Origin of the sequence: Clostridium sardiniense (genome assembly GCF_019753795.1) — a bacterium.
Taxonomy (GTDB): domain Bacteria; phylum Bacillota; class Clostridia; order Clostridiales; family Clostridiaceae; genus Clostridium; species Clostridium sardiniense.
Map to the genome: position 1 here is coordinate 1 of NZ_JAIKTU010000019.1, position 25,434 is coordinate 25,434.

19 protein-coding genes are annotated in these 25,434 nt (G+C 29.4%); 15 read left to right on the forward strand and 4 right to left on the reverse strand.

Going from position 1 to position 25,434, the window contains the following annotated elements; all coding sequences use genetic code 11:
- The first annotated feature begins 272 nt into the window (after window positions 1–272).
- The 3 genes from K5V21_RS17615 (at window position 273) to K5V21_RS17605 (ending at window position 3,197) form a co-directional block, all read left to right on the forward strand.
- A complete protein-coding gene (locus K5V21_RS17615; protein ID WP_221862351.1) occupies window positions 273–1,643 on the forward strand; it encodes a peptide MFS transporter in 1,371 nt (456 codons plus the stop codon).
- Window positions 1,644–1,811: 168 nt separating this feature from the next.
- The gene (locus tag K5V21_RS17610) at window positions 1,812–2,339 is read left to right on the forward strand and encodes an ECF transporter S component (protein ID WP_204594460.1); all 528 of its coding nucleotides are present in this window, start codon (window positions 1,812–1,814) and stop codon (window positions 2,337–2,339) included.
- Between the two features lie 30 nt (window positions 2,340–2,369).
- Window positions 2,370–3,197, forward strand: coding sequence for a pyridoxamine kinase (locus tag K5V21_RS17605; protein WP_221862352.1), 828 nt, complete (start codon window positions 2,370–2,372; stop codon window positions 3,195–3,197).
- Between the two features lie 95 nt (window positions 3,198–3,292).
- Here K5V21_RS17605 and K5V21_RS17600 read toward each other — a convergent pair whose 3' ends face one another.
- From K5V21_RS17600 to K5V21_RS17590, 3 genes are read right to left on the reverse strand one after another with little or no spacing between them, the layout of a single operon-like run.
- Complete coding sequence (locus tag K5V21_RS17600) at window positions 3,293–3,790, reverse strand: hypothetical protein (RefSeq protein ID WP_221862353.1); 498 nt, start codon at window positions 3,788–3,790, stop codon at window positions 3,293–3,295.
- 23 nt (window positions 3,791–3,813) lie between these two features.
- The gene (locus K5V21_RS17595; RefSeq protein ID WP_221862354.1) at window positions 3,814–4,431 is read right to left on the reverse strand and encodes a J domain-containing protein; all 618 of its coding nucleotides are present in this window, start codon (window positions 4,429–4,431) and stop codon (window positions 3,814–3,816) included.
- A 1-nt stretch (window position 4,432) separates the two neighbouring features.
- Window positions 4,433–5,332 carry a DUF5685 family protein gene (locus tag K5V21_RS17590; protein ID WP_221862355.1) on the reverse strand — a complete coding sequence of 300 codons (900 nt, stop codon included), beginning with the start codon at window positions 5,330–5,332 and terminating at the stop codon, window positions 4,433–4,435.
- 366 nt (window positions 5,333–5,698) lie between these two features.
- Between K5V21_RS17590 and K5V21_RS17585 the strand changes: the two genes are divergently transcribed.
- From K5V21_RS17585 to tlp, 12 genes are all read left to right on the forward strand, one after another.
- On the forward strand, window positions 5,699–7,762 hold the full coding sequence (locus K5V21_RS17585; RefSeq protein WP_221862356.1) for an efflux RND transporter permease subunit: 2,064 nt from the start codon (window positions 5,699–5,701) through the stop codon (window positions 7,760–7,762).
- A gap of 29 nt (window positions 7,763–7,791) precedes the next feature.
- Window positions 7,792–10,404 (forward strand): hypothetical protein, encoded by a 2,613-nt coding sequence (locus K5V21_RS17580; RefSeq protein ID WP_221862357.1) that lies wholly within the window; start codon window positions 7,792–7,794, stop codon window positions 10,402–10,404.
- Window positions 10,405–10,900: 496 nt separating this feature from the next.
- Complete coding sequence (locus tag K5V21_RS17575; RefSeq protein WP_221862358.1) at window positions 10,901–14,650, forward strand: phosphoribosylformylglycinamidine synthase; 3,750 nt, start codon at window positions 10,901–10,903, stop codon at window positions 14,648–14,650.
- A gap of 13 nt (window positions 14,651–14,663) precedes the next feature.
- Window positions 14,664–15,143, forward strand: coding sequence for a 5-(carboxyamino)imidazole ribonucleotide mutase (purE, locus tag K5V21_RS17570; protein WP_221862359.1), 480 nt, complete (start codon window positions 14,664–14,666; stop codon window positions 15,141–15,143).
- Window positions 15,143–15,853, forward strand: coding sequence for a phosphoribosylaminoimidazolesuccinocarboxamide synthase (gene purC / locus K5V21_RS17565; RefSeq protein ID WP_221862360.1), 711 nt, complete (start codon window positions 15,143–15,145; stop codon window positions 15,851–15,853). The genes purE and purC overlap by 1 nt, the downstream gene beginning before the upstream one ends.
- Window positions 15,854–15,885: 32 nt before the next feature.
- Window positions 15,886–17,325: an amidophosphoribosyltransferase gene (purF, locus tag K5V21_RS17560; protein WP_221862361.1), complete on the forward strand. Its 1,440-nt coding sequence runs from the start codon at window positions 15,886–15,888 to the stop codon at window positions 17,323–17,325.
- Window positions 17,326–17,335: 10 nt separating this feature from the next.
- A complete protein-coding gene (gene purM / locus K5V21_RS17555) occupies window positions 17,336–18,337 on the forward strand; it encodes a phosphoribosylformylglycinamidine cyclo-ligase (protein WP_221862362.1) in 1,002 nt (333 codons plus the stop codon).
- Window positions 18,325–18,939, forward strand: coding sequence for a phosphoribosylglycinamide formyltransferase (gene purN, locus K5V21_RS17550; protein ID WP_221862363.1), 615 nt, complete (start codon window positions 18,325–18,327; stop codon window positions 18,937–18,939). Before purM ends, purN begins: the two co-directional genes overlap by 13 nt.
- Window positions 18,940–18,952: 13 nt before the next feature.
- Window positions 18,953–20,455 (forward strand): bifunctional phosphoribosylaminoimidazolecarboxamide formyltransferase/IMP cyclohydrolase, encoded by a 1,503-nt coding sequence (gene purH / locus K5V21_RS17545; protein ID WP_221862364.1) that lies wholly within the window; start codon window positions 18,953–18,955, stop codon window positions 20,453–20,455.
- Window positions 20,456–20,622: 167 nt separating this feature from the next.
- Window positions 20,623–21,873 (forward strand): phosphoribosylamine--glycine ligase, encoded by a 1,251-nt coding sequence (gene purD / locus K5V21_RS17540; RefSeq protein ID WP_221862365.1) that lies wholly within the window; start codon window positions 20,623–20,625, stop codon window positions 21,871–21,873.
- A gap of 198 nt (window positions 21,874–22,071) precedes the next feature.
- Window positions 22,072–23,508 carry a glycosyltransferase family 39 protein gene (locus K5V21_RS17535; protein WP_221862366.1) on the forward strand — a complete coding sequence of 479 codons (1,437 nt, stop codon included), beginning with the start codon at window positions 22,072–22,074 and terminating at the stop codon, window positions 23,506–23,508.
- 169 nt (window positions 23,509–23,677) lie between these two features.
- Window positions 23,678–23,905 (forward strand): small acid-soluble spore protein Tlp, encoded by a 228-nt coding sequence (gene tlp / locus K5V21_RS17530; RefSeq protein ID WP_221862367.1) that lies wholly within the window; start codon window positions 23,678–23,680, stop codon window positions 23,903–23,905.
- Between the two features lie 97 nt (window positions 23,906–24,002).
- Here tlp and K5V21_RS17525 read toward each other — a convergent pair whose 3' ends face one another.
- On the reverse strand, window positions 24,003–25,142 hold the full coding sequence (locus K5V21_RS17525; protein ID WP_221862368.1) for an NAD/NADP octopine/nopaline dehydrogenase family protein: 1,140 nt from the start codon (window positions 25,140–25,142) through the stop codon (window positions 24,003–24,005).
- Window positions 25,143–25,434: the final 292 nt, after the last annotated feature.

Below are 25,434 nucleotides of genomic sequence, written 5' to 3' on the forward strand. Positions count from 1 at the left end.
TCATAAGGGAATACATTAAAAATATTTGCAAATTAATAAAAAATGAATAAAAAAGTAATAGTTTTTTGATAAATTGATAATTAAATAATGATTTTAATAAATAAATTTTATCAAAATATTAATTAGATTAAAAAAAATCTATAAATGACTTGAATTCACTTTCATAAAATGTTATAGTCTTTACATAAGCAAAAGATATTTTAAAGAATTTTTGCAGGATTTAAATTGCAAAATTCACTAAATGACATAACAAATGAAAAGGGGAATTTACTATGACAACATCAAATACATCTGTTAACAAGAGTAGATTAAAGCACCCACCAGGTCTATATCTATTATTTTTAACAGAAATGTGGGAGAGATTTAGTTACTACGGATTAAGATCACTTTTAATGCTTTATTTAACAGTAAGCTTTGTGCAAGGTGGTTTAGGATTTAGTGTAAGTTCAGGAGCGCTTATATACGCGGTATATACAGGTTTTACATATTTTACTCCAATAATTGGAGGATGGATTGCAGATAATTTCTTAGGTCAAAAGAAATCAATAATAATCGGTGCATCTATAATGGCAATAGGTAACTTTATGTTATTTATAGATAGCAGCAGAATAGGACTTTACATAGGACTAGCATTATTAATAATAGGTAATGGGTTCTTTAAACCAAATATATCAACAGTAGTTGGTCAACTTTATGATAAAGAGGATAAGCGTAAGGATTCAGCATTTACAATATTCTATATGGGTATAAATGTAGGATCATTAATAGCACCTTTAATATGTGGGTTATTAGCAGAAGACATCTTTGCAAAGACAGCAAATGGAGCAATTATAGAATATGGATTTAAATATGGTTTCTTAGCAGCTGCTATAGGAATGATACTTGGACAAATAATATTTATGATATTCTCACCTAAGTATTTAGCACATGTAGGTGAAGCACCAAAGGAAAGAACAAAAGAACAAAAGCAAGTTAGTCATGAACCTTTAACTAAGCAAGAAAAGAGAAGAGTAGCTTCTATATTCATATTAGCATTCTTTGTTATTTTCTTCTGGACAGGATTTGAACAAGCAGGAAGTTCATTAACAATGTTTACTCAAAAGTTAACTAATAGAGAGTTCTTTGGAATGACAATTCCAGTTGCATGGTTCCAATCAGTTAATCCAGTATTTGTACTTCTTCTTTCACCAATCTTAGCTAAACTATGGTTTAGATTAGCAAATAGAAAAAAAGGAGATTTACCAGTGCCAGTTAAAATGGCAATGGGTATGATTATCCTAGGTATTGGATTCTTATTTATGGTAGGAGCATGTATATCAATTGGAGGAGCAGAAAATCCAGTAGCTAAGGCTAGCATGTGGTGGGTAGTATTAACATACTTCTGTAACACAGTTGGAGAATTATGTTTATCACCAATAGGATTATCAATGGTATCAAAACTTGCACCTATTAAATATGCATCATTATTAATGGGTATGTGGCTTGCAGCATCAGGAATAGCTAATCTATTAGCAGGTGTTGTTGCATCAAGAATGGAAGCACTTGGACCTATGGAAATATTCGGTTCAATATCAGCTGTATGTATAGCATTAGGAGTAGTATTATTACTATGCAGTAAAAAAATTACGAAATTAATGGAATAGAATGAAATTTTGGCTATCTTCAATATTGAAGATAGCCTTTTTTGATTTTTATAATTTAAAAATAATCTTTCTTTATATTGTAAATAATATACCGATACATTTGACAAGTGTAGTAGCTAATAATACCATAATTAAAGAATATAATTTAGTGTTTTGGAGGGAAATGTAATGAAAAAAATGAGTACAAATATGCTTGTTATGATAGCGATGCTTTCAGCATTAGTTTTTTTAGGAACTTATATACACATCGAAATTCCAATAGGTGGAGGAGTTTCAATGATTCACTTAGGAACAACAGTAATATTTATAGTTGCAGTATTAATAGGAGAGAAGGCTGTTATTCCAGCTGCTATAGGAAGTGCTCTTATGGATGCCTTAACTCCAGCTTTTGTATTGTGGGTAATTCCAACCTTTATAATTAAAGGAGCAACAGGGTATGTAGCTGGGAAGGTTGCATTTATGAATGGAAAAGAAGGTAGAAGTACAATTCAAAATATAATAGGATTTATATTAGGTGGGTTAGTATCATTAGTTGGATATTTTATTGTAAATTGGGTAATCTTTAAAGGATGGGAAGGTGCTGTAACATCCCTTTTAACTTCAATTACAACAACTGTAATTGGTATAGTTATAGCAGTTCCTTTATCAATGGCTGTAAAAGCAGCAACAAGAGGATTTATTGAAAGAATTAACTAATATATAAGATAAGAAATGGAGAGAAAAATTTTGAAAAAGCCCATAAAAAGAGCTCTTATAATACATAGTTTATGTAGCGTAGGGAAAGCATCACTTACAAATATTATTCCTGTAATGAGTATTAGGGGTGTTGAGGCATGTCCTATACCATCCATTATATTATCAACTCATACAGGTGGATTTAATCCAATTGCTAGACTTGATAGTCAAAATTTTATAAAAGAAGCAACGGATTGTATAAGAGATAATGGAATAAACTTTGATTTAACCCTTATAGGATATTTAGGGGGAGTAGATAAGATACAAGAAACTATAGGCTATCTAAAGGAAAATAGAGAAGGAATAGTTGTATTAGATACTATATTTGGGGATAATGGCAAGCTTTATAATGGATTTACAGAAGAATATGTAGAGTATATGAGAGAACTTTTAAAGCTTAGTGATATAATTACACCGAATTTTACTGAAGCATTATACCTAACAGGAAGAGATGCTTCTGATATAGATAATTTTAATGAGGAAAATATAAAAGATGTAATTTATGACTTAAGAAAAATTGGAGCAAAAAATATAGTTATAACTTCTGTACCATGTAATAATATTGGAATAGGGGTAGCTGTTTGTGATGGTGAAAATATAAGAATTTTATGTCATGAAAAATTATCTAAATCATATCCGGGGACAGGAGATATCTTTACTGCAGTACTTTCAACTGAAATTTTAAAAGGAAATAATTTATTAGATGGAATTAATAAATCAGCAGAATTTGTTAAAGAATGCATAAAATATAGTATGGAATATGATTATCCTACAAAAGAAGGTGTACTTTTAGAAAAGCAATTATATAAATTATTATAAAAGACTATGTGTAAATCCTAATTTACACATAGTCTTTTTGTGATTCTAATAGTAATCTTTATAAGGGAAATAATATAATTAAAGCATCGCTATTATTATCTTTTATTAAATTTTGATATATAAAATGTTATTATTAGCGTTAATGCATAATCAAAAATGATAAATGCAACTTGTGCTACAATTAATAACATCCATAATGGAAGTGCAGGGATAGGTCCAACAAAAGAAATAAATATAAAGTATCCTATGAATAACATTATGTTAGAAAATACTAATTTTAATAGTATCTCTAAAGGAATATTCTTAAGCTTTTCAATATAGAATTTAACTAAACCAAAGATTCCAAAATATAAAATAAAAGGAATCATTATATCTAGAGGAATAATTAAAAATCCTATAATAGAAGATGCTATATATACAAATATACCTAATTTAATATTACTTCTCATAATTGCAATAGGCACATAACATGATGAAATTGTAAGTATAGCAAAGGTATTTATTGGTATAATCAAATTAATATATAAAGTAATAACAGTTAATGTAATTAATATTCCACCTAGGGTTATATCTTTAGTTTTTAAATTATTCATAAATCACAATCTCCCAATATTTATTAGCAGCAGCCGATTAAATCGCCACCAAAACATTCGCAAAGACTATCTAAACACCAAAGGTCTAAACAGCAGCTGCATGCATTGGCACCACCTGCACCAGAAGTTCTATATGGATTTCCATAATTATTTGCTCTTGAATTTATTTGGTTTAACGCCTGTCTATATTCAAAGTTGTTTGGATCCATGTTAACAGCTGTTTGAAGATGTTGAAGTCCTGAATCAAACCAACCTTTTTGAACATGACATATACCCATTAAAAAGTTCCATTCTGCATTTCTATTAGAAATAGAATTTAATTTAGTCTCAGCAGCGCCTATATTTCTAGTTTGAATAAGTCTTCTAATTTCTTGGAATGCATAAGCATCACTAGTATTTGAATTATTATAACTATTATTAGCTCCACTATTATATCCAGTATTGTTATTTGAATTGGTTTTTCCTTTTGTTAGCATATCATAAGCTTGATTTATTTCAGCAAGTTTTTCTTGAGCTAAATCCTTAAGTGGATTATCACCATATTGATCAGGATGATATTGCTTAACAAGCTTTCTATATGCACTTTTGATTTCTTCTTGAGATGCGCCTTCTTTTACGCCAAGTACTTCATATGGGTTCATTTTATAATTCACTGCCTTTCTTTTTACACTTACATTTATTCGTAGTATTTATGTATTTATCCATCATTCCAAGATTGATGATATTTTCTAAAATTTCTTTATTTCTATTAAGCGGAAGTTTATCAAGAATTTCTTTGCATGTAGATGCACAGCTAAATATACTGAATTCTAGCCTTTGTTTAATTCCTTCTAAGAATTCTTCATAAGGTAAGTTAGCCTTATTATATAAGAAATTAATAGGATTAAATTTAGTATCCTTCATATCTTCTTCTAAATCATCTAAAGCATCCATTAGATATATCCATTTTCCAAGAGAGTAACCAAAACGATAAAGTTCTGATCTAAGTTCTTTAGAATCATCTTTAAATTCATAAGGGAATTTCTCTAATATAACACCAACTATAATACTAAAAGGATCACATATCTCATCTATATACTTAAAGTCTTTAGTATTTTCAAGTCTTGTAAGCTCTTTTAGATTCTCTTCAATTACTGAATTTATCTCAACTATAGAAGATGGGAAACTCTTATGATAGGGTTTCATAAACATTAATGAGAATTTACTCTTTAATGAATTATCATCATTAACGTCATCTAATAACTTATAGTAAACAAGAGATACATTCATACTAGCTGCATAATTTATAGCTGTGTTATCTAATAATACAGGTTTCTTTTTTGCAGGGTGAGCCATACATCTTTTTAGCTCAATATTTAAACCTTCTTTAATTAGTCCATCTAAAAGCAATGCTAAAAATGTCATATCATAATTTAATGTCATTCTTGGAAGATTACCATATAGCTCTTTTATAGCAAAGCAAACCCCACAGTAATAGCTCTTAAATTGATTATATTCTCTGATTTTTAGTTCGGGTTTTAGAGGAGTTACGTAACCAAACAATAAAAAACACTCCTTTAAAAATTGTTATAAAGCTATTATACAATAAGTTTAATGTTTAAAACAGTATTTATGAATAGAAAGAAAATAGTATTAATAATTCTGTAGGTAATACATAAGAGGAAAATATATCTATATAAATGGTTAATGAAAGTATTAGGTAATAAAAATTTTTAATTATTAATTTCAGATATTAAGAATTATTTAGAATTCAAAGCTTAAAAATTATTATTGAAAAATATATACGGTTACATTTATTGAAAAGTGAATTTTAAACTATTTGTAAAGAATGTGGTAAAATATTTGATTTTAATACATATATTGGTATAATAATAAATGACCATTAGTCATATAAAGGGGTGATGATAAGTGAATAAGTTTGGTAAGTGGATCTCTAATCATACTAAAATAGTATTAATATTAACTGCCATATTAATAATTCCAGCTATTTTTGGAATTATAAATACAAGAATTAATTATGATATTTTAAGCTACTTACCACAGGATTTGGATTCTACTAAAGGGCAAAAGGTTCTAGATGATGTCTATTCAGATGCCGCAACATCAATGCTTATAATAGAGGGGATGAAAGATAAAGATGTTGTGGAACTTAAAGACAAAATTAAAAATATTAAAGGTGTAGAAAATGCTATTTGGGTAGACGATGCATTAGATATTTCTGCACCTAAGGATATGCTTCCAGATGCTGTGAAAAATCAATTGTTTAACGGAGATGCGACTATGGTAATTATTAAGTATAATAATTCATCTGCATCAGAAAGTACATTAAATGCAATTGGTGAAATAAAATCTATGACAAATAAACAATGTTTCTTAAGTGGAATGTCTGCAATACTTAAAGATACAAAGGATTTAGCAGACAAAGAAACTCCATTTTATGTGATATTAGCAGTAATTATTTCTTTAATAGTTTTATTAATTTCTATGGAGTCTACGTTTGTACCTATAATATTTTTAGTTTCTATAGGTATTGGAATATTGTTTAATCTTGGGACAAACATTATATTTGGCGAAATATCCTATATAACAAAAGCTTTGGCCGCTGTATTACAGCTAGGAGTTACTATGGATTACTCTATATTCTTAATGCATAGATATGAGGAGGAGCTTACAAGGTTTGAAGATAAAAAAGATGCTATGTCAGAAGCTATATCTACAACAATGCTATCTATTTCAGGTTCTTCTTTAACGACAATTGCAGGATTTTTAGCGCTATGTGCTATGGATTTAACACTTGGGAAAGACATTGGTATGGTTATGGCAAAGGGAGTTGTGCTAGGTGTTATTTGTTCTGTAACAGTGCTTCCGGCTCTAATACTAACATTTGATAAATTGATTCATAGATATAAACATAGGACTATAATTCCAAATTTTGATAAGTTATCAAAGACTGTAACTACTCATTATAAAGTTTTTATAGGTATATTTTTAGTTCTTTTAGTACCTGCTATATTTGGCTCTAGAAATGCTAAAGTCTATTATAACTTAGATGAAACATTACCTAAGGATATGCCATCTATAGTTGCAACAAACAAACTAAAAGATAAGTTTAATATGATGACAACACATTTTATTTTGGTAAATGATAATGTTAAGCCTTATAAGATAAAAGAAATGACAAATAAAATAGAGGATATAGAAGGAATTACATCTGTAATTTCTTATGATAAATTAATAGGTCCAGCTATTCCGGAAGAGTTCATACCAAAAGATATAAGAGAAATATTTAAAAAGGGTGGATATAATCTTATACTTGCAAATTCAGAGTATAAGGCTGCTAAAGACGAAGAAAATCAGCAAATTGATGAGATTATAAGTATAGTAAAAGGATATGATGAAAATGCATTAGTTGCAGGGGAAGGTCCTCTTACAAAAGACTTAATAACAACTTCTGATAGAGATTTTAAAATGGTATCAGTGTATTCAATAATAGCTATATTCTTAATAATCTTAATAGTATTTAGGTCAATATCAGTACCTATATTATTAGTTGCAGCAATAGAATTTGCAATATTTATAAATATGGGAATTCCTTATTATACAGGAAATGAGATACCTTTTGTAGCAAGTATAGTAATTGGTACTATTCAGCTTGGAGCTACTGTTGATTATGCAATATTAATGACATCTAGATTTAGAGAAGAGCTTAGAAAAGGGCATACAAAGCAAGAAGCAATACTAATTGCAGTGAAGGGATCAGCTAAATCTATAGTTACATCAGGACTTACATTCTTTGGAGCAACTGCTGCAGTAGCTATGGTTTCAGATATGGCTTTAATTAGAAGTCTTTGTTTCTTAATTTCTAGAGGAGCACTCATCAGTATGGCAGTAATACTTTTAATACTTCCATCATTTTTATTAGTCTCTGAAGGATTAATAAATAAAACGTCAATTAAATGGAGAGAAGGTTAAGGATAAGAGAGGTAAGGGGGAGAAATATTATGTATAAAGCAATGTCTAAAAAGGTAATAGCCTTAGTTATAATAGGATCAATGGGAGCAAGTACAGTTGCAGGAGCAGCAGAGATTAAAAAAGATGAAAGTGTCTATGTAAATCTAGATTCTAGTGGGAAGGTAGAAAAACAGACAGTAACTAATTGGATACACACAGATGAAGGAAATGTAGATATAGAAGATGAATCTAATCTTAAAAATATAGAAAATATAAAAGGTGATGAGAAGCCAGTTCAAGACGGAAATAAATTAAAGTGGAAAATAGATGATAGTGATCTTTATTATAAGGGGGATACGGACAAAAAGCTTCCTCTCGATGTGAATATAAATTACTACTTAAATGATGAGAAAATTAAAGAAAATGAACTTGCAGGCAAATCAGGTAAAATAAAAATAGAAATAGAGCTTAAAAATAATAGTTTTAAAGATGTAAATATTAAGGGTAAAAATAGAAAAATATATACGCCACTTACAACAGCTACTGTTGTTACACTTCCAGTTGATAAATTTAAAGATGTAACAATAAATGAAGGGACTATGATTTCAGAAGGTAATAATAACGTTATAGCATTTGCTGCATTCCCGGGATTAAGAGATAGTCTAGATATAGAAACAAAAGATTTAGATATAAATCTTGAAGATAGGCTTGTTATAGAAGGTTACACAGATAAGTTTGAACTTGGTCCTATAATGATAACTGCAACAACAGAAGTACCTGATTTAAGTAGTTTAGAAAAAGCAGATTCACTAGATGAAATAAAGAGTTCGCTAAATAAATTAAATGATGCTTCAGATGAGCTTCTTAAAGGAACAGGGGCTTTAAATGAAGGAATACTTACTGCAAAAAAGAAATTAGATGAAGGTAAGGGTGCATTAAATGATAATAGCTTAAAAGAAGCGTTAGGAATAATAAAATCAGATAAGCAAATAGAAAAGGCAAATAAATTAATTGATGATGCTTATTTTGCGAAAAATATAAATACAGATAATTTTAGGGAAGTATTAGCTTTGGTTACAGATGAGAATATAAATAAAATTAATACTTTAATAAAAGATGGAGAAGGCATATTAGAAAATAAGGAATTAATAGAGTCATCAGTCAACACATTTAAAGGTCTTTCAAATGATAACAACTTTAATAAATTATTACAAGATACATTGAAATTAAAAGAAGGTTATGAAAATATAAATCCTGAAACTTTAAAGAAGTTAAATGGAATGGTATCACTATTAAGTGGTCAAAATTTAATAAATGGGCAAAGTTTGATAAAGGGAGCCAAGGAGGCAAAAAATGCTGCGTCACCTATAGAGAATGTTTTATCAGGTGCAATTAGCTCATCACCAGGTGGGACGTTAGATCAAAAAACAAATAATTTCTTACTTGGTATAGATTCTAAGCTTAAGAAAACTCAGAATCTTTTAAGTAATGAAAATATAAATAATATGAATATAATGACTAAAGATATGAAAACTTACGGTTCAAGTTACTTGATATTAAAGGCTATGATTGCAGGTGATATGCAGCAAAATAAGATATCACTAGAGGAGGCAAAGGCTAAAGCAAATAAATATATTGATGCAGTATATGGTGAAAAAGGAGCGAGCCTAAAAGCTGTTATAAACAATCTTACAACAAATGATTTTACTCAAAATCAAATGAATTTAGATGCTAAAAAGATAGCTGGATATGGAGAACGTATGAAAGATATTATTGGCAATATTAAAGAACTTCAAGGATTAGAACCTATAATAAGTGCAACTGATAATGTATTATCAAATTCTAATTCTAGAGGAGTAATATCTAAGTTCTATTCAAATTATAGAAGTGATAGCAATCAAAAATTAATAAAAGGCCTCAAAGATGGAATATTAAATTTAAACTCTAATGATTTAAAAGCTATAGAAGGATTGAAGTCAAATTTAAATGATATAGCAGCAGATATAGAAGCAAATAAAAGCAATATAGACTCAATAAATAAAATGATGGATAGTATAAAAGGAAATCCAGAATTACTACAAAAGATTAATAAGTTTTCTAGTGCTTTAAAAAATTCACAAAGTACAATAGATGATATTCAAGAGGTTCTTTCAAAAGGAAATGGAAGTTTAAATGTTAAAGAAATTAAAGCATTAGGGGAAAAGTTAATTTTAATGCAACAAGACTTAAAAGATAGTGAAGATATTTTAAGAATAACTAAAGGTTCACTAGAAAAAAATAATGTTCAAAGAGCAAGAGAATTAATAAGTAGCTTACCTGAATTAGAAGAAGGGATAAATAAGCTTGCAGAAGGAAGTACTAAACTAAATAAAGGAATGGAAGAATTCAATAAAGAGGGAATAGAGAAATTAAATGATAATGGTAAAGAGGCTACAGAAAAAGTTGATGATTTAGTACAAGTTAAAGATGAAGTTGTAAAAATGTCAAAGGATTATGATACATTTACAGGCAAAGACAATAAGATGGATGGAACTGTAAAGTTTATTATGAAGACAAATGAAATAAAAGTTCAAGAGCCAGAAAATAATCAAGAAGAAAAGCAAGAGGAAAGTGGCGGATTTATTAATTGGATTAAGAATTTAATAAGCGATATATTTAATTAACTATAACAAATAAGATACGAATATAATAAAATATGTAAATTATAAGTTTTGGCATAAATATTTTGAAATTTGATTATAATAATAAAGACCTTTCAGAGAAAAGAAGGGTTACGTAGGTTTGAAGTTGCTGGTGTAAATCACCAGCTTTTTTTTTATTTAAAAGCAACTTTGGGAAGGTTTATTATTTTCAATAAATTCTATAGGGAAGGATTAGACTTATATTGTACTGAATATTTATAAGTTTATTGAGTTACTTATAGATAGAAAAATGGAAAAAGATAAAAAACCTACTTTTCAATAAAATGTTAAAAATAATCAATAATACGTAATAAATAGTTAGTGTTACAGAATATAATTCGTATATATACGAATGATAATAAAAAATAGAATAATAATGTTGACATGGAGTGGCGGTGGTGCTATTCTAAAATTACCAAAACAAATGTTAGAAAATAAGTAATAATATTCGTGTTTTAGAATTGGTGGAGGGGAAGAAATGGTTAATAATAGAACAATTTTCGTTGAGAAAAAAGAAGGATTTAATGTAGAAGGAAAGCTTTTATTAAATGACTTTAGAGAGAATTTAGGAATTGAGAATCTAGAAAGAGTAAGAGTTTTAAATAAATATATAATAGGGGAACTTGAAGAAAATTATTATAAGCAAGCATTACATACAATTTTTAGAGAACCACCAGTGGATAATGTACATGAAGACAAAATTAACATAGAAGATGATGAAATTGCTTTTGGAGTTGAATATTTACCAGGGCAATACGATCAAAGAGCAGATTCAGCTGAGGAATGTATAATGCTGTTGACAGCTGAAAATAGAGTAGAAGTAAAATCATCAAAGGTTATTATCTTAAAAGGTAACCTGTCTAAAGAAGTAGTAGATAAAATAAAAAACTACTATATCAATCCTGTAGATTCAAGAGAAGTAGATATATACTCAAATGAATTATCTAAAGAATTCAATGTACCAAAGGATGTAGAAATATTAAACGGATTTATAAATAAAGAAAAAGAAGAATTAGAAGAATTTCATAAGAGGCAAGGACTTGCAATGAGTCTAGAAGATTTAGAAATGATAAGAGATTACTTTAAAGAAGAAAATCGTGATCCAAGCATAACAGAAATAAAAGTAATAGATACTTACTGGTCAGATCACTGTAGACATACTACATTCGAAACATCTATAAAAGAAATCCAAATTGAAGAAAATAAATACACAAATCCAATAAAGAAAGCTTATGAAGCATATATAAAATCAAGAGATTTTGTATACGGAGAAGATACAACTAGAAAGATAAGCCTTATGGATATAGCAGTTATAACTATGAAAGAAATGAAGCTTAAAGGAATGCTTAATGATTTAGATCTTTCAGATGAAATAAATGCATGTTCAATAAAAGTTAATTTAGAAACTGATAAGGGAATAGAAGAATATCTTTTAATGTTCAAAAATGAAACTCATAACCATCCAACAGAAATTGAACCATTTGGAGGAGCAGCAACATGCTTAGGTGGTGCTATAAGAGATCCGCTTTCTGGAAGAACTTATGTATACCAAGCAATGAGAGTAACAGGAGCGTCTGATCCAACAGTAAAAATAGAGGAAACTTTAAAGGGAAAACTTCCTCAAAGAACAATAACACTTGGAGCTGCACATGGATATAGTTCATATGGAAATCAAATAGGACTAGCGACTGGACAAGTTGATGAAGTATATCATCCAAATTATGTAGCAAAGAGAATGGAAATTGGAGCAGTTATTGCAGCAGCACCAAAAGAAAATGTAGTAAGAGAAGAACCAAGTGAAGGTGACTTAGTAATTTTACTTGGTGGTAGAACTGGAAGAGATGGAGTTGGAGGAGCAACAGGTTCATCTAAAGAGCACACTGAAGATTCAATAGAGAATTGTGGAGCAGAAGTTCAAAAGGGTAATCCAGTAGTTGAAAGAAAGATACAAAGATTATTTAGAAACAAAGAAGTTTCTACAATGATAAAGCGATGTAATGATTTTGGAGCAGGTGGAGTATCTGTAGCAATTGGAGAGTTATGTAGAGGGCTTAGTATAGATTTAGATAAAGTTTTAAAGAAATATGATGGCTTAGATGGAACTGAACTTGCAGTATCAGAATCACAAGAAAGAATGGCTGTAGTTGTAACTAAGGAAAATGCAGAAAAGTTTATAAAGCTTTCAGAGGAAGAAAACTTAGAGGCTGTAGTAGTTGCAGAAGTTACATCTAATGAAAGATTACAAATGAAATGGAGAGATAAATTAATAGTTGATATAAAGAGAAGTTTCTTAGATACAAATGGAGCAACTCAAACTACAAATATTAAAGTTAAAGCTCCAACTGAATATCCATATGAAGTTAAAGAGTGTGATGTAAAAGAAAAATGGATAAATACCTTAAAGGAGTTAAATGTTTCAGGGAAACAAGGATTAATAGAAAGATTTGATTCAACTATAGGAAGTAATACAGTGCTTATGCCTCTTGGAGGAAAATATCAAAAGACCCCAGCAGAAGGAATGGCAGCTAAGATACCAGTATTAAATGGTGAAAGCAAGGATGCTTCACTTATGGCATATGGATTTAATCCATACCTTGGAACATGGAGTCCATTCCACATGGCATTTTACTCAGTTATAGAATCAGTTACTAAAATAGCTGCTATGGGTGGGGATTATAGAAAGATAAGATTAACTCTTCAAGAATATTTTGAAAAGCTTGGATGCGACGAAGAGAGATGGGGTAAGCCATTTAGTGCATTACTTGGAGCATATAAAGCTCAAATAGATCTTGGAATTCCTGCAATTGGAGGTAAAGATTCAATGTCAGGAAGCTTTGGAGATATAGATGTACCACCAAGTTTAGTATCATTTGCAGTGGTAGTAGAAAAAGCAAGTAAGATTATATCACCAGAATTTAAGAAAACAAATTCAACTTTAATACTTTTAGCACCAAGAAAGTTAGAAGATGGAACAATAGAAATGGAAGGGTTTAAGAGAAATTTAGAAAGACTATATGATCTTATCTCAGAAGAGAAAGTAATATCAGCTTATTCAATTAAATTTGGAGGCGTAGCAGAAGGTATTACAAAGATGACACTGGGAAATAGAATAGGAGCTTCAATAAATAACCTTTCAGAAGAAGAGCTATTTGGATTTAACTATGGAAGCTTAATTTTAGAAGTACCAGAGGATATAAATATAGAAAAAGAATTTGAAGGAACAAGGTATAAAGTTATAGGTAAAACTTTAGGAAGTTCACATGTTATATGTAATCAATATGACTTAGATTTTAATATAGAAGATTTAGAAAAGGCTTATGAAGAAAAGTTAGAGCCAGTATTTAAATCAAAGACAAAGGAAATTAATAAAAGGATAGAAGTAGATTTAAAAGAAGAGATAGGAGCTACATCATCAAAGATTAAAGTAGCAAAACCTAGAGTTGTAATTCCAGTATTCCCAGGAACAAACTGTGAGTATGATTGTGCAAGAGCATTTAGAAATGAGGGTGCTGAAGTTTCAGAAGTTCTTTTAAGAAACTTAAATAAAGAAGCTCTTTTAGAATCAATAGATAATTTAAAAAGAGAAATTGATAGGTCACAAATAATAATGCTTCCAGGTGGTTTCTCAGCAGGAGATGAGCCAGATGGATCAGCTAAATTCATAGCAACAATATTTAGAAATGAAAAAATAAAAGAAAGTGTTATGGATCTTTTAAACAATAGAGATGGATTAATTCTTGGAATATGCAATGGCTTCCAAGCACTTGTGAAATTAGGGTTACTTCCATATGGAGAAATTAGAGATATAGAAGAAGATATGGCAACACTAACTTACAATGATATAAATAGACACATGTCAAGTATGATAAATACAAAGGTTGTTTCAAAGAAGTCACCTTGGTTTAGTGAAGTAGAACTTGGAGAAATTCATACAGTTCCAATATCACATGGTGAAGGAAGATTCGTTGTGCCAGATAGTCTATTAAATGAACTTAAAGAAAATGGACAAATAGCTACACAATATGTTGACCTAAATGGTGAAGCAACAATGGATATGCCATATAATCCAAATGGTTCATTACTAGGAATCGAAGGAATTACAAGTAGAGATGGAAGAATACTTGGTAAGATGGCTCACAGCGAAAGAATTGGAGAAAATCTTTATAAAAATATAGTAGGAAACTTTGATCAGAAGATATTTAAATCAGGAGTAAATTATTTTAAATAAGGAGTGTTTTTAAATGAAAGTAGCAATATTTTTTGGAAGCAAATCTGATACAGATGTTATGAAGGGAGCCGCAAATGCTTTAAAAGAGTTCAACATTGAATATAAAGCATTTGTATTATCAGCACATAGAGTACCAGAAAAACTTATGGAAACTTTAAAGACTATAGAAGATGAAGGATGCGAAGTTATCATTGCAGGAGCGGGACTTGCAGCGCATCTTCCAGGAGTAATTGCAAGCCATACAACAATGCCGGTTATAGGTGTTCCAGTAAAAGCAGCAGTTGAAGGAATGGATGCATTACTTTCAATAGTTCAAATGCCAAAATCAATACCAGTTGCAACAGTTGGAATAAATAATAGTTATAATGCAGGAATGTTAGCAGTTCAAATGCTTTCATTAAAATATCCAGAGATTAAAAAAGATTTAATTAACTTTAGAAGTAGAATGAAAAAAAGATTTATAGAAGAAAATGCTGAAGGAGTGGAATTATAATGACTAATAAATTAGAAATGTTATATGAAGGAAAAGCAAAACAAATATTTAGAACTGATAAGGAAAATGAGGTTATAGTTCATTACAAAGATGATGCAACAGCATTTAATGGAGAAAAGAAAGCTTCAATAGATAATAAGGGAGTTTTAAATAATGCAATAACATCTAATATTTTTGAAATGTTAAATGAGGCTGGAATAAAGACTCACTTTATAAAGAAGTTAAATGATAGAGATCAATTATGCAAGAAGGTAGAGATAGTTCCTCTTGAAGTAATAGTTAGAAATGTAGCAGCAGGAAGTATGGCAAAGAGACTTGGACTTGAAGAAGGTTTTGAGCTTAAGACTACAGTATTTGAATTATCATATAAAGATGATGAACTAGGTGATCCACTTATAAATGATTATCATGCAGTAGGAATTGGAGCTACAACTTTTGAAGAGCTTAATAAAATTTATGAAATGACAGCTAAAATAAATGATTTATTAAAAGAGTTCTTTAAGAAGCAAAATATAAATCTAATAGATTTTAAAATAGAATTTGGAAGAGATGAGAATGGGGAAGTTTTATTAGCTGATGAAATATCACCAGATACTTGCAGATTTTGGGATGCTACAACTGGAGAAAAGCTAGATAAAGATAGATTTAGAAGAGATATGGGAAATGTAGAAGAAGCATATCAAGAGATATTAAAGAGAATTAAAGGGTAAAAAGTAATTTAAAAAAAGAGAGGTAGTGGCTTATGATTAATCCGCATAATTTTGATATTATGGATCCACAAAATGATAAGTTTAAAGATGAATGTGGTGTTTTTGGAGTTTATTCAAGTAGACCAATGGATGTTGCATCTGTAACATACTATGGACTATATGCACTTCAACATAGAGGACAAGAAAGTACTGGAATTGCAGTAGCTAATGGAGAAGAAATAAAAGCACATAAAGGACTTGGAATTATAACAGAAGCTTTTAATAAAGAAGATTTAGAAAGACTAAGAAATGCAAATGGAAATATTTCAATTGGTCATGTTAGATATTCTACTGCGGGATCTAAGACAATTGAGAATTCACAACCGCTTTTAAGTAGTACAAAACTTGGCCCTATAGCAACAGCTCATAATGGAAACTTAGTAAATGGGGATGTTATAAGAGAACTATTAGAAGATGGTGGACATGTATTCCATACATCAGTAGATTCAGAAGTTATAACTAGTCTTATAGCAAGAGGATCAAAAAGGGGTATTGAGAGAGCAGTAATTGATGCTATATCAGCAGTTAGAGGATCTTTCGCTATGGTAATTATGACAAAAGATAAACTTATTGGGGTAAGGGATCCAAATGGAATAAGACCATTATGTCTTGGTAGATATGAAGAAGGATATGTATTAGCATCTGAAAGCTGTGCACTAGATGCAGTTGGAGCAGAATTTGTAAGAGATGTTGCAGCAGGTGAAATAGTTGTTATAGATGAAAATGGTATTAAGAGCTATAGATATTCAGAAAATACATCATGTCAAACTTGTTCCTTTGAGTATATATACTTTGCAAGACCAGACTCTACTATAGATGGATTAGATGTTCATACTACAAGAGTTAAACAAGGAGAAGAACTATTTAAAGAGTATCCAATAGATGCAGATTTAGTAGTTGCAGTACCAGACTCTGGAATACCAGCAGCTATGGGATATGCTAAAGCTTCTGGAATACCTTATGATATTGGATTTGTTAAAAATAGATATATAGCAAGAACATTTATAACTCCTTCTCAAGAAATGAGAGAAAGAGCAGTTGCAGTTAAGCTTAATCCATTAAAGATTAATGTAAAGGGCAAAAGAGTAATATTAATAGATGATTCAATCGTTAGAGGAACAACTTCAAAACATTTAATTGACTCATTAAGAAGAGCTGGAGCTTTAGAAGTACACTTCTTGGTTGCATCACCTATAGTTAAGTATCCATGCTATTTTGGGATAGATACACCATATAGAAGTGAATTAATTGGTGCAAATAAGAGTGTAGAAGAAATAAGAGAAACAATAGGCTGTGATTCCTTAGGATATTTAAGTCTTGAAGGTGTATATGCAAGCTGTAGTGGAAGACGTAATTTCTGTGTTGGGTGCTTTAATGGAATATATCCAGTATCAGCACCAATGGAAGCATTAGATGATAATCTTGAAAGGTAGGATTTAAGATATGATAACTTACAAAGATAGTGGAGTAAATATTGAAGAAGGATATAGATCAGTTAAGCTTATACAAGAGTATGCAAAGAAAACTATGGGTGAATATGTTTTAAATGGACTTGGTTCCTTTGCAGGAATGGTAGAGCTTCCATCAGGATATGAAAAACCAGTTTTAGTTTCAGGTACAGATGGAGTTGGTACTAAAATTGATATTGCATGCAAAAAGAGAAAGTACGATACAGTTGGTATTGATTGTGTTGCAATGTGTGTAAATGATATTTTATGTCATGGTGCTAAGCCATTATTTTTCTTAGACTATATAGCATGTGGAAAGCTTGAAGCAGAAGTTTCATCAGATTTAGTAAAGGGTGTATCAGATGGATGTATTCAATCAGACTGTTCTCTAATTGGTGGAGAAACAGCTGAAATGCCAGGGTTTTATAAAGATGGAGATTACGATGTAGCAGGATTTGCAGTAGGAATAGTTGATAAAGATAAGATTATAAATGGGAAAAATATAAAACCAGGGGATAAGTTAATTGGAATTAAGTCATCAGGAATTCATTCAAATGGATATTCTTTAGTTAGAAAATTATTCAAAGATTTAGATGAAGAATTTTTAGGTAAACCATTATGGGAAACATTACTTGTACCTACAAAGATATATGTTAAACCAGTTTTAAAATTAATAGAAAAATATGAGATAAAGGGTATGTCTCATATAACTGGTGGAGGATTTATTGAGAATGTTCCAAGAATGTTTAGTAAAGATGGATTAACTGCTGTTATAAATAAAGATAGCTATCCATTACCAGAAATATTTGAAAAGATGATTGAACTTGGAGTAGATAAAGATCATATGTACAACACTTTCAACATGGGAATAGGGTTTATACTATGTGTAAATGAAAAAGATGTAGATAGTATACTTAGAGATTTATTAGAAATGGGAGAAGCTGCTTATGAAATAGGAAGTGTTATCTCAGGAGGTGAGGGCGTTTGTTTAAAATAGCAGTCCTTGCATCTGGAAGTGGAAGTAACTTGCAATCAATAATAGATAATATAGAAAATGGTTTTTTAGATTGCAAAATAGACATGATTGTAGGAAGCAAAGAAGGGATATATGCACTCGAGAGAGGGAAAAAGAATAATATAGATACTTTTGTTATATCAAGAAAAGAGTATGGACAAGGTACATCAGATAAGATATTAGAACTTGCAAGAGAAAGAGAAATTGATCTAATTGTCCTTGCTGGATATTTATCTATATTAGATGGGGAGCTTTTAAAGGAATATAAAGACAGAATTATAAATATTCATCCATCTTTAATTCCATCTTTTTGTGGTGATAAGATGTATGGACTTAATGTCCATAAAGCAGCAATTAATAAGGGAGTAAAGGTATCAGGATGTACTGTTCATTTTGTAAATGATGAGGTAGATGGGGGAGAGATAATCCTTCAAGAAGCAGTTCCAGTACATTTTGAAGATACTCCAGAAGAACTTCAAAAAAGAGTATTGGTAAAAGAACATAAACTACTTCCATTAGCTATTAAGTATATAAGCGAAGGAAAAATAGAGATTAAAAGTGGTAGAGTAAATATTTTAAAATAGGGAGGACCTTTTCATGAAAAAGAGAGCTTTAATTAGTGTATTTGATAAAGAGGGAGTATTAGAATTTGCAAAATTCTTAAATGATAGAGACGTTGAAATTATATCAACAGGGGGAACATATAGACATTTAAAAGAAAATGGTGTGCCTGTAATTGAAGTAAATGAAGTAACAAATTTTCCAGAGATATTAGATGGAAGAGTTAAGACTCTTCATCCAATTATCCATGCAGGTATACTTGCTATTAGAGATAACACTGAACATATGAATACATTAAATTCAAGAGAAATTAATACAATTGATTATGTTGTAGTTAATTTATATCCATTCTTCCAAAAGGTTCGTGAAGATTTAAGTTTTGATGAAAAGGTAGAATTCATTGATATTGGTGGACCAACAATGCTTAGAGCTGCAGCTAAGAACTTTAATGATGTTGTAGTTATATCAGATAAAAATGATTATAAAAATGTAATGAATGAAATCGAAGAGTCAGGAGAGGTATCAACTAAGTTTAGAAAGAAATTAGCTGGTAAAGTATTTAATTTAATGAGTGCTTACGATGCTGCAATTTCAAACTTCCTATTAGATGATGAAGAATATCCAGAATATCTTTCAGTTTCATACAGAAAGAAACAAGGATTAAGATATGGAGAAAACTCACATCAAAGTGCAGCTTTCTATGAATCAACTATGGTAGATGGGGCGATGAATACTTTTGATGTATTAAATGGTAAAGAATTATCATATAACAACTTTAAGGATATGGATATTGCATGGAAATGTGTAAATGAATTTGAAGAACCAGTTTGTTGTGCATTAAAGCATAATACACCATGTGGAGTTGCATCAGGCAAAGATGCTTATGAAGCATATATGAAAGCTTATGAGGTAGATCCGACTTCAATATTTGGTGGAATTGTTGCATTCAATAGAAAAGTTGATAAGAAAACAGCAGAGGAAATGGTTAAGATATTCTTAGAAGTAATTGCAGCACCAGATTATGATGAGGATGCACTAGAAGTATTAAAGACTAAGAAGAATTTAAGAGTTCTTAAATGTCATAATGCGCCTAAGGACGACAAATATATGGTTACAGTAGATGGTGGAATATTAGTTCAAGAAGAAGATAAAAAGCTAATTGATGAGATAAAAGTTGTAACAGAGAAAGTTCCAACAGAAAAGGAAATGCAAGATTTATTATTTGGAATGAAAGTAGTAAAGTACGTTAAATCAAATGCTATAGTAGTTGCAAATGATGGAGTAGCACTTGGAATTGGAGGAGGTCAAGTTAATAGAATATGGCCAACAGAAGATGCTTTAAAGAGAGGGACTGGAGCTACAATACTTGCATCAGATGCCTTCTTCCCATTTAGAGATGTTGTTGATAAGGCAGCAGAGGCTGGAATTAAAGCAATAATCCAACCAGGTGGATCAATGAGAGATCAAGAATCAATAGATGCTTGTAATGAACACGGAATTGCTATGGTATTTACAGGACTTAGACATTTTAAGCACTAGAATATTTATAGTATAAATAAAAGCATAAGGAATATATCTTGTAACTTAAAGGATACAGCCTTTAAAGTCACTCTTCGATATATTCCTTATTGCTTTAATATAGGAATTTTAGTTATTTATATATTAATATTTAAGTTTTAATAGTTTTAAAAGGAGTTTTGAGATAAATGGATATACTTTTAATTGGATCAGGTGGAAGAGAACATGCTTTAGCGTGGAAATTAGCTAAGAGTAAAAGAGTTAATAAAATATATGTAGCACCAGGAAATGGCGGAACAGCAAAGGAAAAAAAGTGCACTAATATAAATATAACTGATATTGAAGAATTAATAAAATTTGCAAAGGGGAATAATATAGACTTAACAATAGTAGGACCTGAAGAGCCACTTATAAAAGGAATAGTTAATAGATTTAAAGAAGAGGAACTTAGAATATTTGGACCAGCAAAAGATGGAGCAGAACTTGAAGGAAGTAAGAGCTTTTCTAAAGATTTCATGAAAAAATATGGCGTTAAAACTGCTGAGTATGAAGTTTTTTATGAAGAGAATAAAGTTAAGGAATATCTTAAAACTTGTAAATATCCAGTAGTTATAAAAGCAGATGGACTTGCAGCAGGTAAAGGTGTTGTAATATGTGAATCTTTAGAAGAAGGATTAGAAACTATAGATTTATTTATGGTATCTGATATATTTAAGGGAGCAGGTAAGAAAGTCGTAATTGAAGAATTCTTAAAGGGTGTTGAAGCGTCAATTTTATCTATTACAGATGGACATACTATAATACCATTTCTTTCAGCAAAGGATCATAAGCAAATATTTGATGATAACAAAGGGCCAAATACAGGGGGAATGGGAGTCGTGTGTCCAAACCCATATGTCACAGAAGAAGTTTTAGAGGATTTTAGAGTAAATATAATGGATAAGACTTTAATTGGAATTAGAGAAGAAGGATTTGATTTTAAAGGAATTATTTTCTTTGGAATTATGATTACAGAAGATGGAGCTAAATTACTTGAATATAATGTTAGAATGGGAGATCCTGAAACGCAATCAGTGTTATCACTTATGGAAACAGATCTTTTAGAATTAATAGAAGCTTCTATAGATGAAAGATTAAATGAAATGGAAGTTAAGTGGAAAGATGAAGTTTGCTTAAATGTTGTAATGGCTTCAAGAGGATATCCAGCAACTTCAGAAACAGGTTATGAAATAAATATTTTAGATGATGTTAAAGATGATGTATTTATAGCAGGTGCAAAGATTGATGAAGATAAACTTATAACTAGTGGTGGAAGAGTTTTATCTGTTATCGGAAGAGGAAAAACTATAGAAGAAGCTAGAGAAAATGTTTATAAGAATATTGAAAAAGTTAACTTTGAAGGTGCATATTTTAGAAAAGATATTGGAAAAGCTAAGTAAATTACAAAATATAAAAAATATATATAAATTACAAGGAGTCTTTAGTTTTTAGCTAAAGGCTCTTATTAGCTATTAAAGTAATATTAATATATAGTTTTTAATTTTATATTTATGATATAATCATTTAAGGTATTTGGGTATTAAGTATTATTAGGAAAATAATACTTAAAAATTTTATAAGGGATGAAGGGTTCAAAAATGTTTGTAAAGTTTATAAAAAGGTCTTCTTGGTTAGTTGTAACACTAATAACAAGTATAATATTATTTTTAATGACTTTTTTAAGTATAAGGGATTTAATAAAGTCACATATACTATCAAATATGTCAGCACATGTATCAGTGATAATATATATAGCTTCAGCATTAATTATAGGATATTTGCTATATAGGATTAAAGATAAAAAGTATTTTTTACTAGCACTATTTATAGTAGCTTTAATTATAAGAATGGTATGGATTTTAAATATTAATAGTGAGCCAGTATCAGATTTCACTGAAATGTATAAGGGTGCTCAGAATATGTTGAATGGACAGACGGAAATTATAAAAAATAGTGATTATTTTAATACTTGGGTATACCAATTAGGATTTACATTTTTTCAATTTAATATAATTAAGTTATTTGGTGATTCTATTATTGTTTTAAAAATTACAAGTGCCATAATATCAGCATGTATTCCACTTGTAATTTATTTAATTTGTAAATCACTAAGAGATTCTAAGACTGCTAGAATACCTGCTTTAATATATTGTTTTTATATTACAAGTATAACTATGACTTCAGTTTTAACTAATCAGCATCTATCAACACTGTTAATTTATTTTGGTTTCTACATATTAATAAGTAAAGAAAAGAAGATTTTAAGTCTAATACTTTCAGGAATAATAATATCAATAGGAAATATTATAAGGCCAGAAGGAATAATTGTTATTATTGCAATAGTATTATTTTTACTGTTTAAGGATTTTGAAAATATAAAAACACCTAAGATATTTATGATTAATAATATAGGAAGACCTTTAATAATAGTAATTGTCTATTTCTTAACTAGTACTATGGTGTCTATAGGATTTAAAGAACTTGGATATACTGATTATTCATTGTCTAATAGAGAGCCTTATTGGAAATTTGTAGTTGGATTAAATCCAAACCATGGCGGACTTTGGAATTCAGAAGATGGAGATTTAGTAAATAGGTATCCATTAGGAGAAGAGAGAGATAATTACGAGAAGGAACTTATATTAGATAGACTTAAAGATAAAGACAGTATGCTTAACTTATTTAAACAAAAGTTTAGTTATATGTGGGCAAAGAATGATTGGGGAAGCATTGCTTTTTCATTAAATTATGAAGGGGCATCAGAAGAACTTGGAAACTCACTTTTAAAAATAGAAAAGATACAGTTTGTTGGAATAATTGTTTTGGCATTTTTATCAGTACTATTAAGCATAATAAGGAAGGTTAAGTTTAGTTATTACCATCTTTTTATGATACTTTTGATTGGATATATACTCGCACATTTAATAGTTGAAGTTCAGACAAGATATAGATATTTTATAATACCAACTATGGTTATATTATCTATAGAGATATTTTCATATATAGATATGAGATTAAAAAAGAAGCATCATTAAGATGTTTCTTTTTTATATTTTAATATTCTTATATATACAAATTTTAATAAAAGATGGAATGTATAAGAACTTTATTTATACAGAAAATATAAAAGAAGTTTTGGTTGTCTACAAAACTATAAACTTTAATTTTATAATAGCTAAGTTTAAATAAAGGAGGAATTTAAATATGAAAAATAAGCCAGATGATAGAAGAGACAACGTAGATAAAATACAATGTAACATAAGTGATACTATAAGAAATATTCATCGTGCTGAAGAAATGATTGAAAAGACAGATGATGAAAATACAAAAAGAGAATTAAGTGAAAAAAATGATAGAAGAGAACAAGCGCTTAAAGGTTTAAGAAAAGAAATTAAAGACGAAGCAATTAATGCAGAAATTAACTACAAATAAATTAATGATCTAGATTACATAAGTATATAAATAATATGGTTAAAAAATACTACCTATTATAGAATTTTATAATAGGTAGTATATATGATAAGATAAATTATTTAAAGTTTTTATAGTATTTAACTAAATCAGATTTCGATATAATTCCTTTATTTTGAGGAATCATAAGCTCGTCTACATCTTTGCCAATAAGCTTAGAATCTATTAAATATTCTTTATCTAATAAATTTTGAGCCCAATAGATTACCTTATCTACAGTAGGTGTATCCACTACACAAATCTCAGCAAAAGCTTTTATTATACATAATCCAAATTGAATATCTTCTATAAAGTATCTGGAGCTTAAATCAGGTATATAATTTTCAGAAGAAGCATTTGCCATTGGAGTTCTAATTCCTTTAAATCCAGGTGCAGTTCTAATTTCATTAGTTAATTCTTCAGGAACTGATATTTTATATCTTAATTTTATCTTTTCAAAATCATCTCTATTAAAATCATTAAATTCATTTAATGAATCTACTATTGTTTCTAATTCATCATCAAGTTTTAATAAAGTATCAGAAGCTAAATTTCCCCATTCTTCATAAAAGTACGGATTTCTGTCGTAAGTTACGCCAGATTTATAATCTTTAAAAAGTTCATAAAGCCTTGATGGATGCATAGTAGGGTTTGAAGGAGACAATGTTATTGATAAATAGTTGTCTAATGGATAACAATTAATGTCTATTAAATTAGTCATTGTCTTGCAAACACTATCTGAATACTTATGTGGTATTACGCTAAGTTTCATAAATTTATTTTTTTGTTTTAAGTGAACACATTCACCGTAAGATTCTAATCTTGTTATAGAAGGCACTCTTTGACTTCCAAAGAATATACACCCCTTTTCTAACAGCTCGTCTATAAAGAATTCTTTTCCACCAAATCCAGGTATAGCCCCTATTACAGTTCCTTGACTCACGTATTTACTTACTTCCTTTAGTGTCTTTTCCATCATGAAAGATGGGTGAGTTATTAAAATGTAGTCAGAATTACAAACAACTTCTTCTAAACTAGAAGTAATACAGTGCAATTTTACATCATGAGATAAATTTTTTTCTTCCTCAATTAAAACTAAAGTTTCTTTAAATGATTCAGGCTTGGATGTATGTATCCAAACTTTACAGTTTTCTTTTGTTGATGCATATGCAGCAAGATAAGTACCTATATTACCTGCACCTATTATTCCAATATTCATATTCTAATCCCCCTAGTCTTAAATTATAAATTTTATTAAGTATATGAAATTTTAATTAATACAGTTTGTTAACACAATATAAACTAAAAGTTTAAAAAAAATTAACAATATGATTAGATATTATATCATATTTACTTATAAATATTAAACTTTAGTATTTTAATATAATATTTTGTTTTAAGGAAAGACTATTATGAAAGAGAAGAATGAAAAAAGAATAAATAAGTATATATAATTAGTAAATAGTTAATATGAAACAGAAAGTTTAGAAATTTTAGTTGTTTTTATCTAA

Bases quoted from the DNA above. Each gene is read 5' to 3' on its own strand.
- K5V21_RS17610 (WP_204594460.1), top strand. From the start codon at position 1,812: ATGAAAAAAATGAGTACAAATATGCTTGTTATGATAGCGATGCTTTCA.
- purD (WP_221862365.1), top strand. From the start codon at position 20,623: ATGGATATACTTTTAATTGGATCAGGTGGAAGAGAACATGCTTTAGCG.
- K5V21_RS17580 (WP_221862357.1), top strand. From the start codon at position 7,792: ATGTATAAAGCAATGTCTAAAAAGGTAATAGCCTTAGTTATAATAGGA.
- purH (WP_221862364.1), top strand. From the start codon at position 18,953: ATGAAAAAGAGAGCTTTAATTAGTGTATTTGATAAAGAGGGAGTATTA.
- K5V21_RS17575 (WP_221862358.1), top strand. From the start codon at position 10,901: ATGGTTAATAATAGAACAATTTTCGTTGAGAAAAAAGAAGGATTTAAT.
- purE (WP_221862359.1), top strand. From the start codon at position 14,664: ATGAAAGTAGCAATATTTTTTGGAAGCAAATCTGATACAGATGTTATG.
- K5V21_RS17615 (WP_221862351.1), top strand. From the start codon at position 273: ATGACAACATCAAATACATCTGTTAACAAGAGTAGATTAAAGCACCCA.
- purC (WP_221862360.1), top strand. From the start codon at position 15,143: ATGACTAATAAATTAGAAATGTTATATGAAGGAAAAGCAAAACAAATA.
- K5V21_RS17595 (WP_221862354.1), bottom strand. From the start codon at position 4,431: ATGAACCCATATGAAGTACTTGGCGTAAAAGAAGGCGCATCTCAAGAA.
- tlp (WP_221862367.1), top strand. From the start codon at position 23,678: ATGAAAAATAAGCCAGATGATAGAAGAGACAACGTAGATAAAATACAA.
- K5V21_RS17600 (WP_221862353.1), bottom strand. From the start codon at position 3,790: ATGAATAATTTAAAAACTAAAGATATAACCCTAGGTGGAATATTAATT.
- purM (WP_221862362.1), top strand. From the start codon at position 17,336: ATGATAACTTACAAAGATAGTGGAGTAAATATTGAAGAAGGATATAGA.
- K5V21_RS17535 (WP_221862366.1), top strand. From the start codon at position 22,072: ATGTTTGTAAAGTTTATAAAAAGGTCTTCTTGGTTAGTTGTAACACTA.
- purF (WP_221862361.1), top strand. From the start codon at position 15,886: ATGATTAATCCGCATAATTTTGATATTATGGATCCACAAAATGATAAG.
- K5V21_RS17525 (WP_221862368.1), bottom strand. From the start codon at position 25,142: ATGAATATTGGAATAATAGGTGCAGGTAATATAGGTACTTATCTTGCT.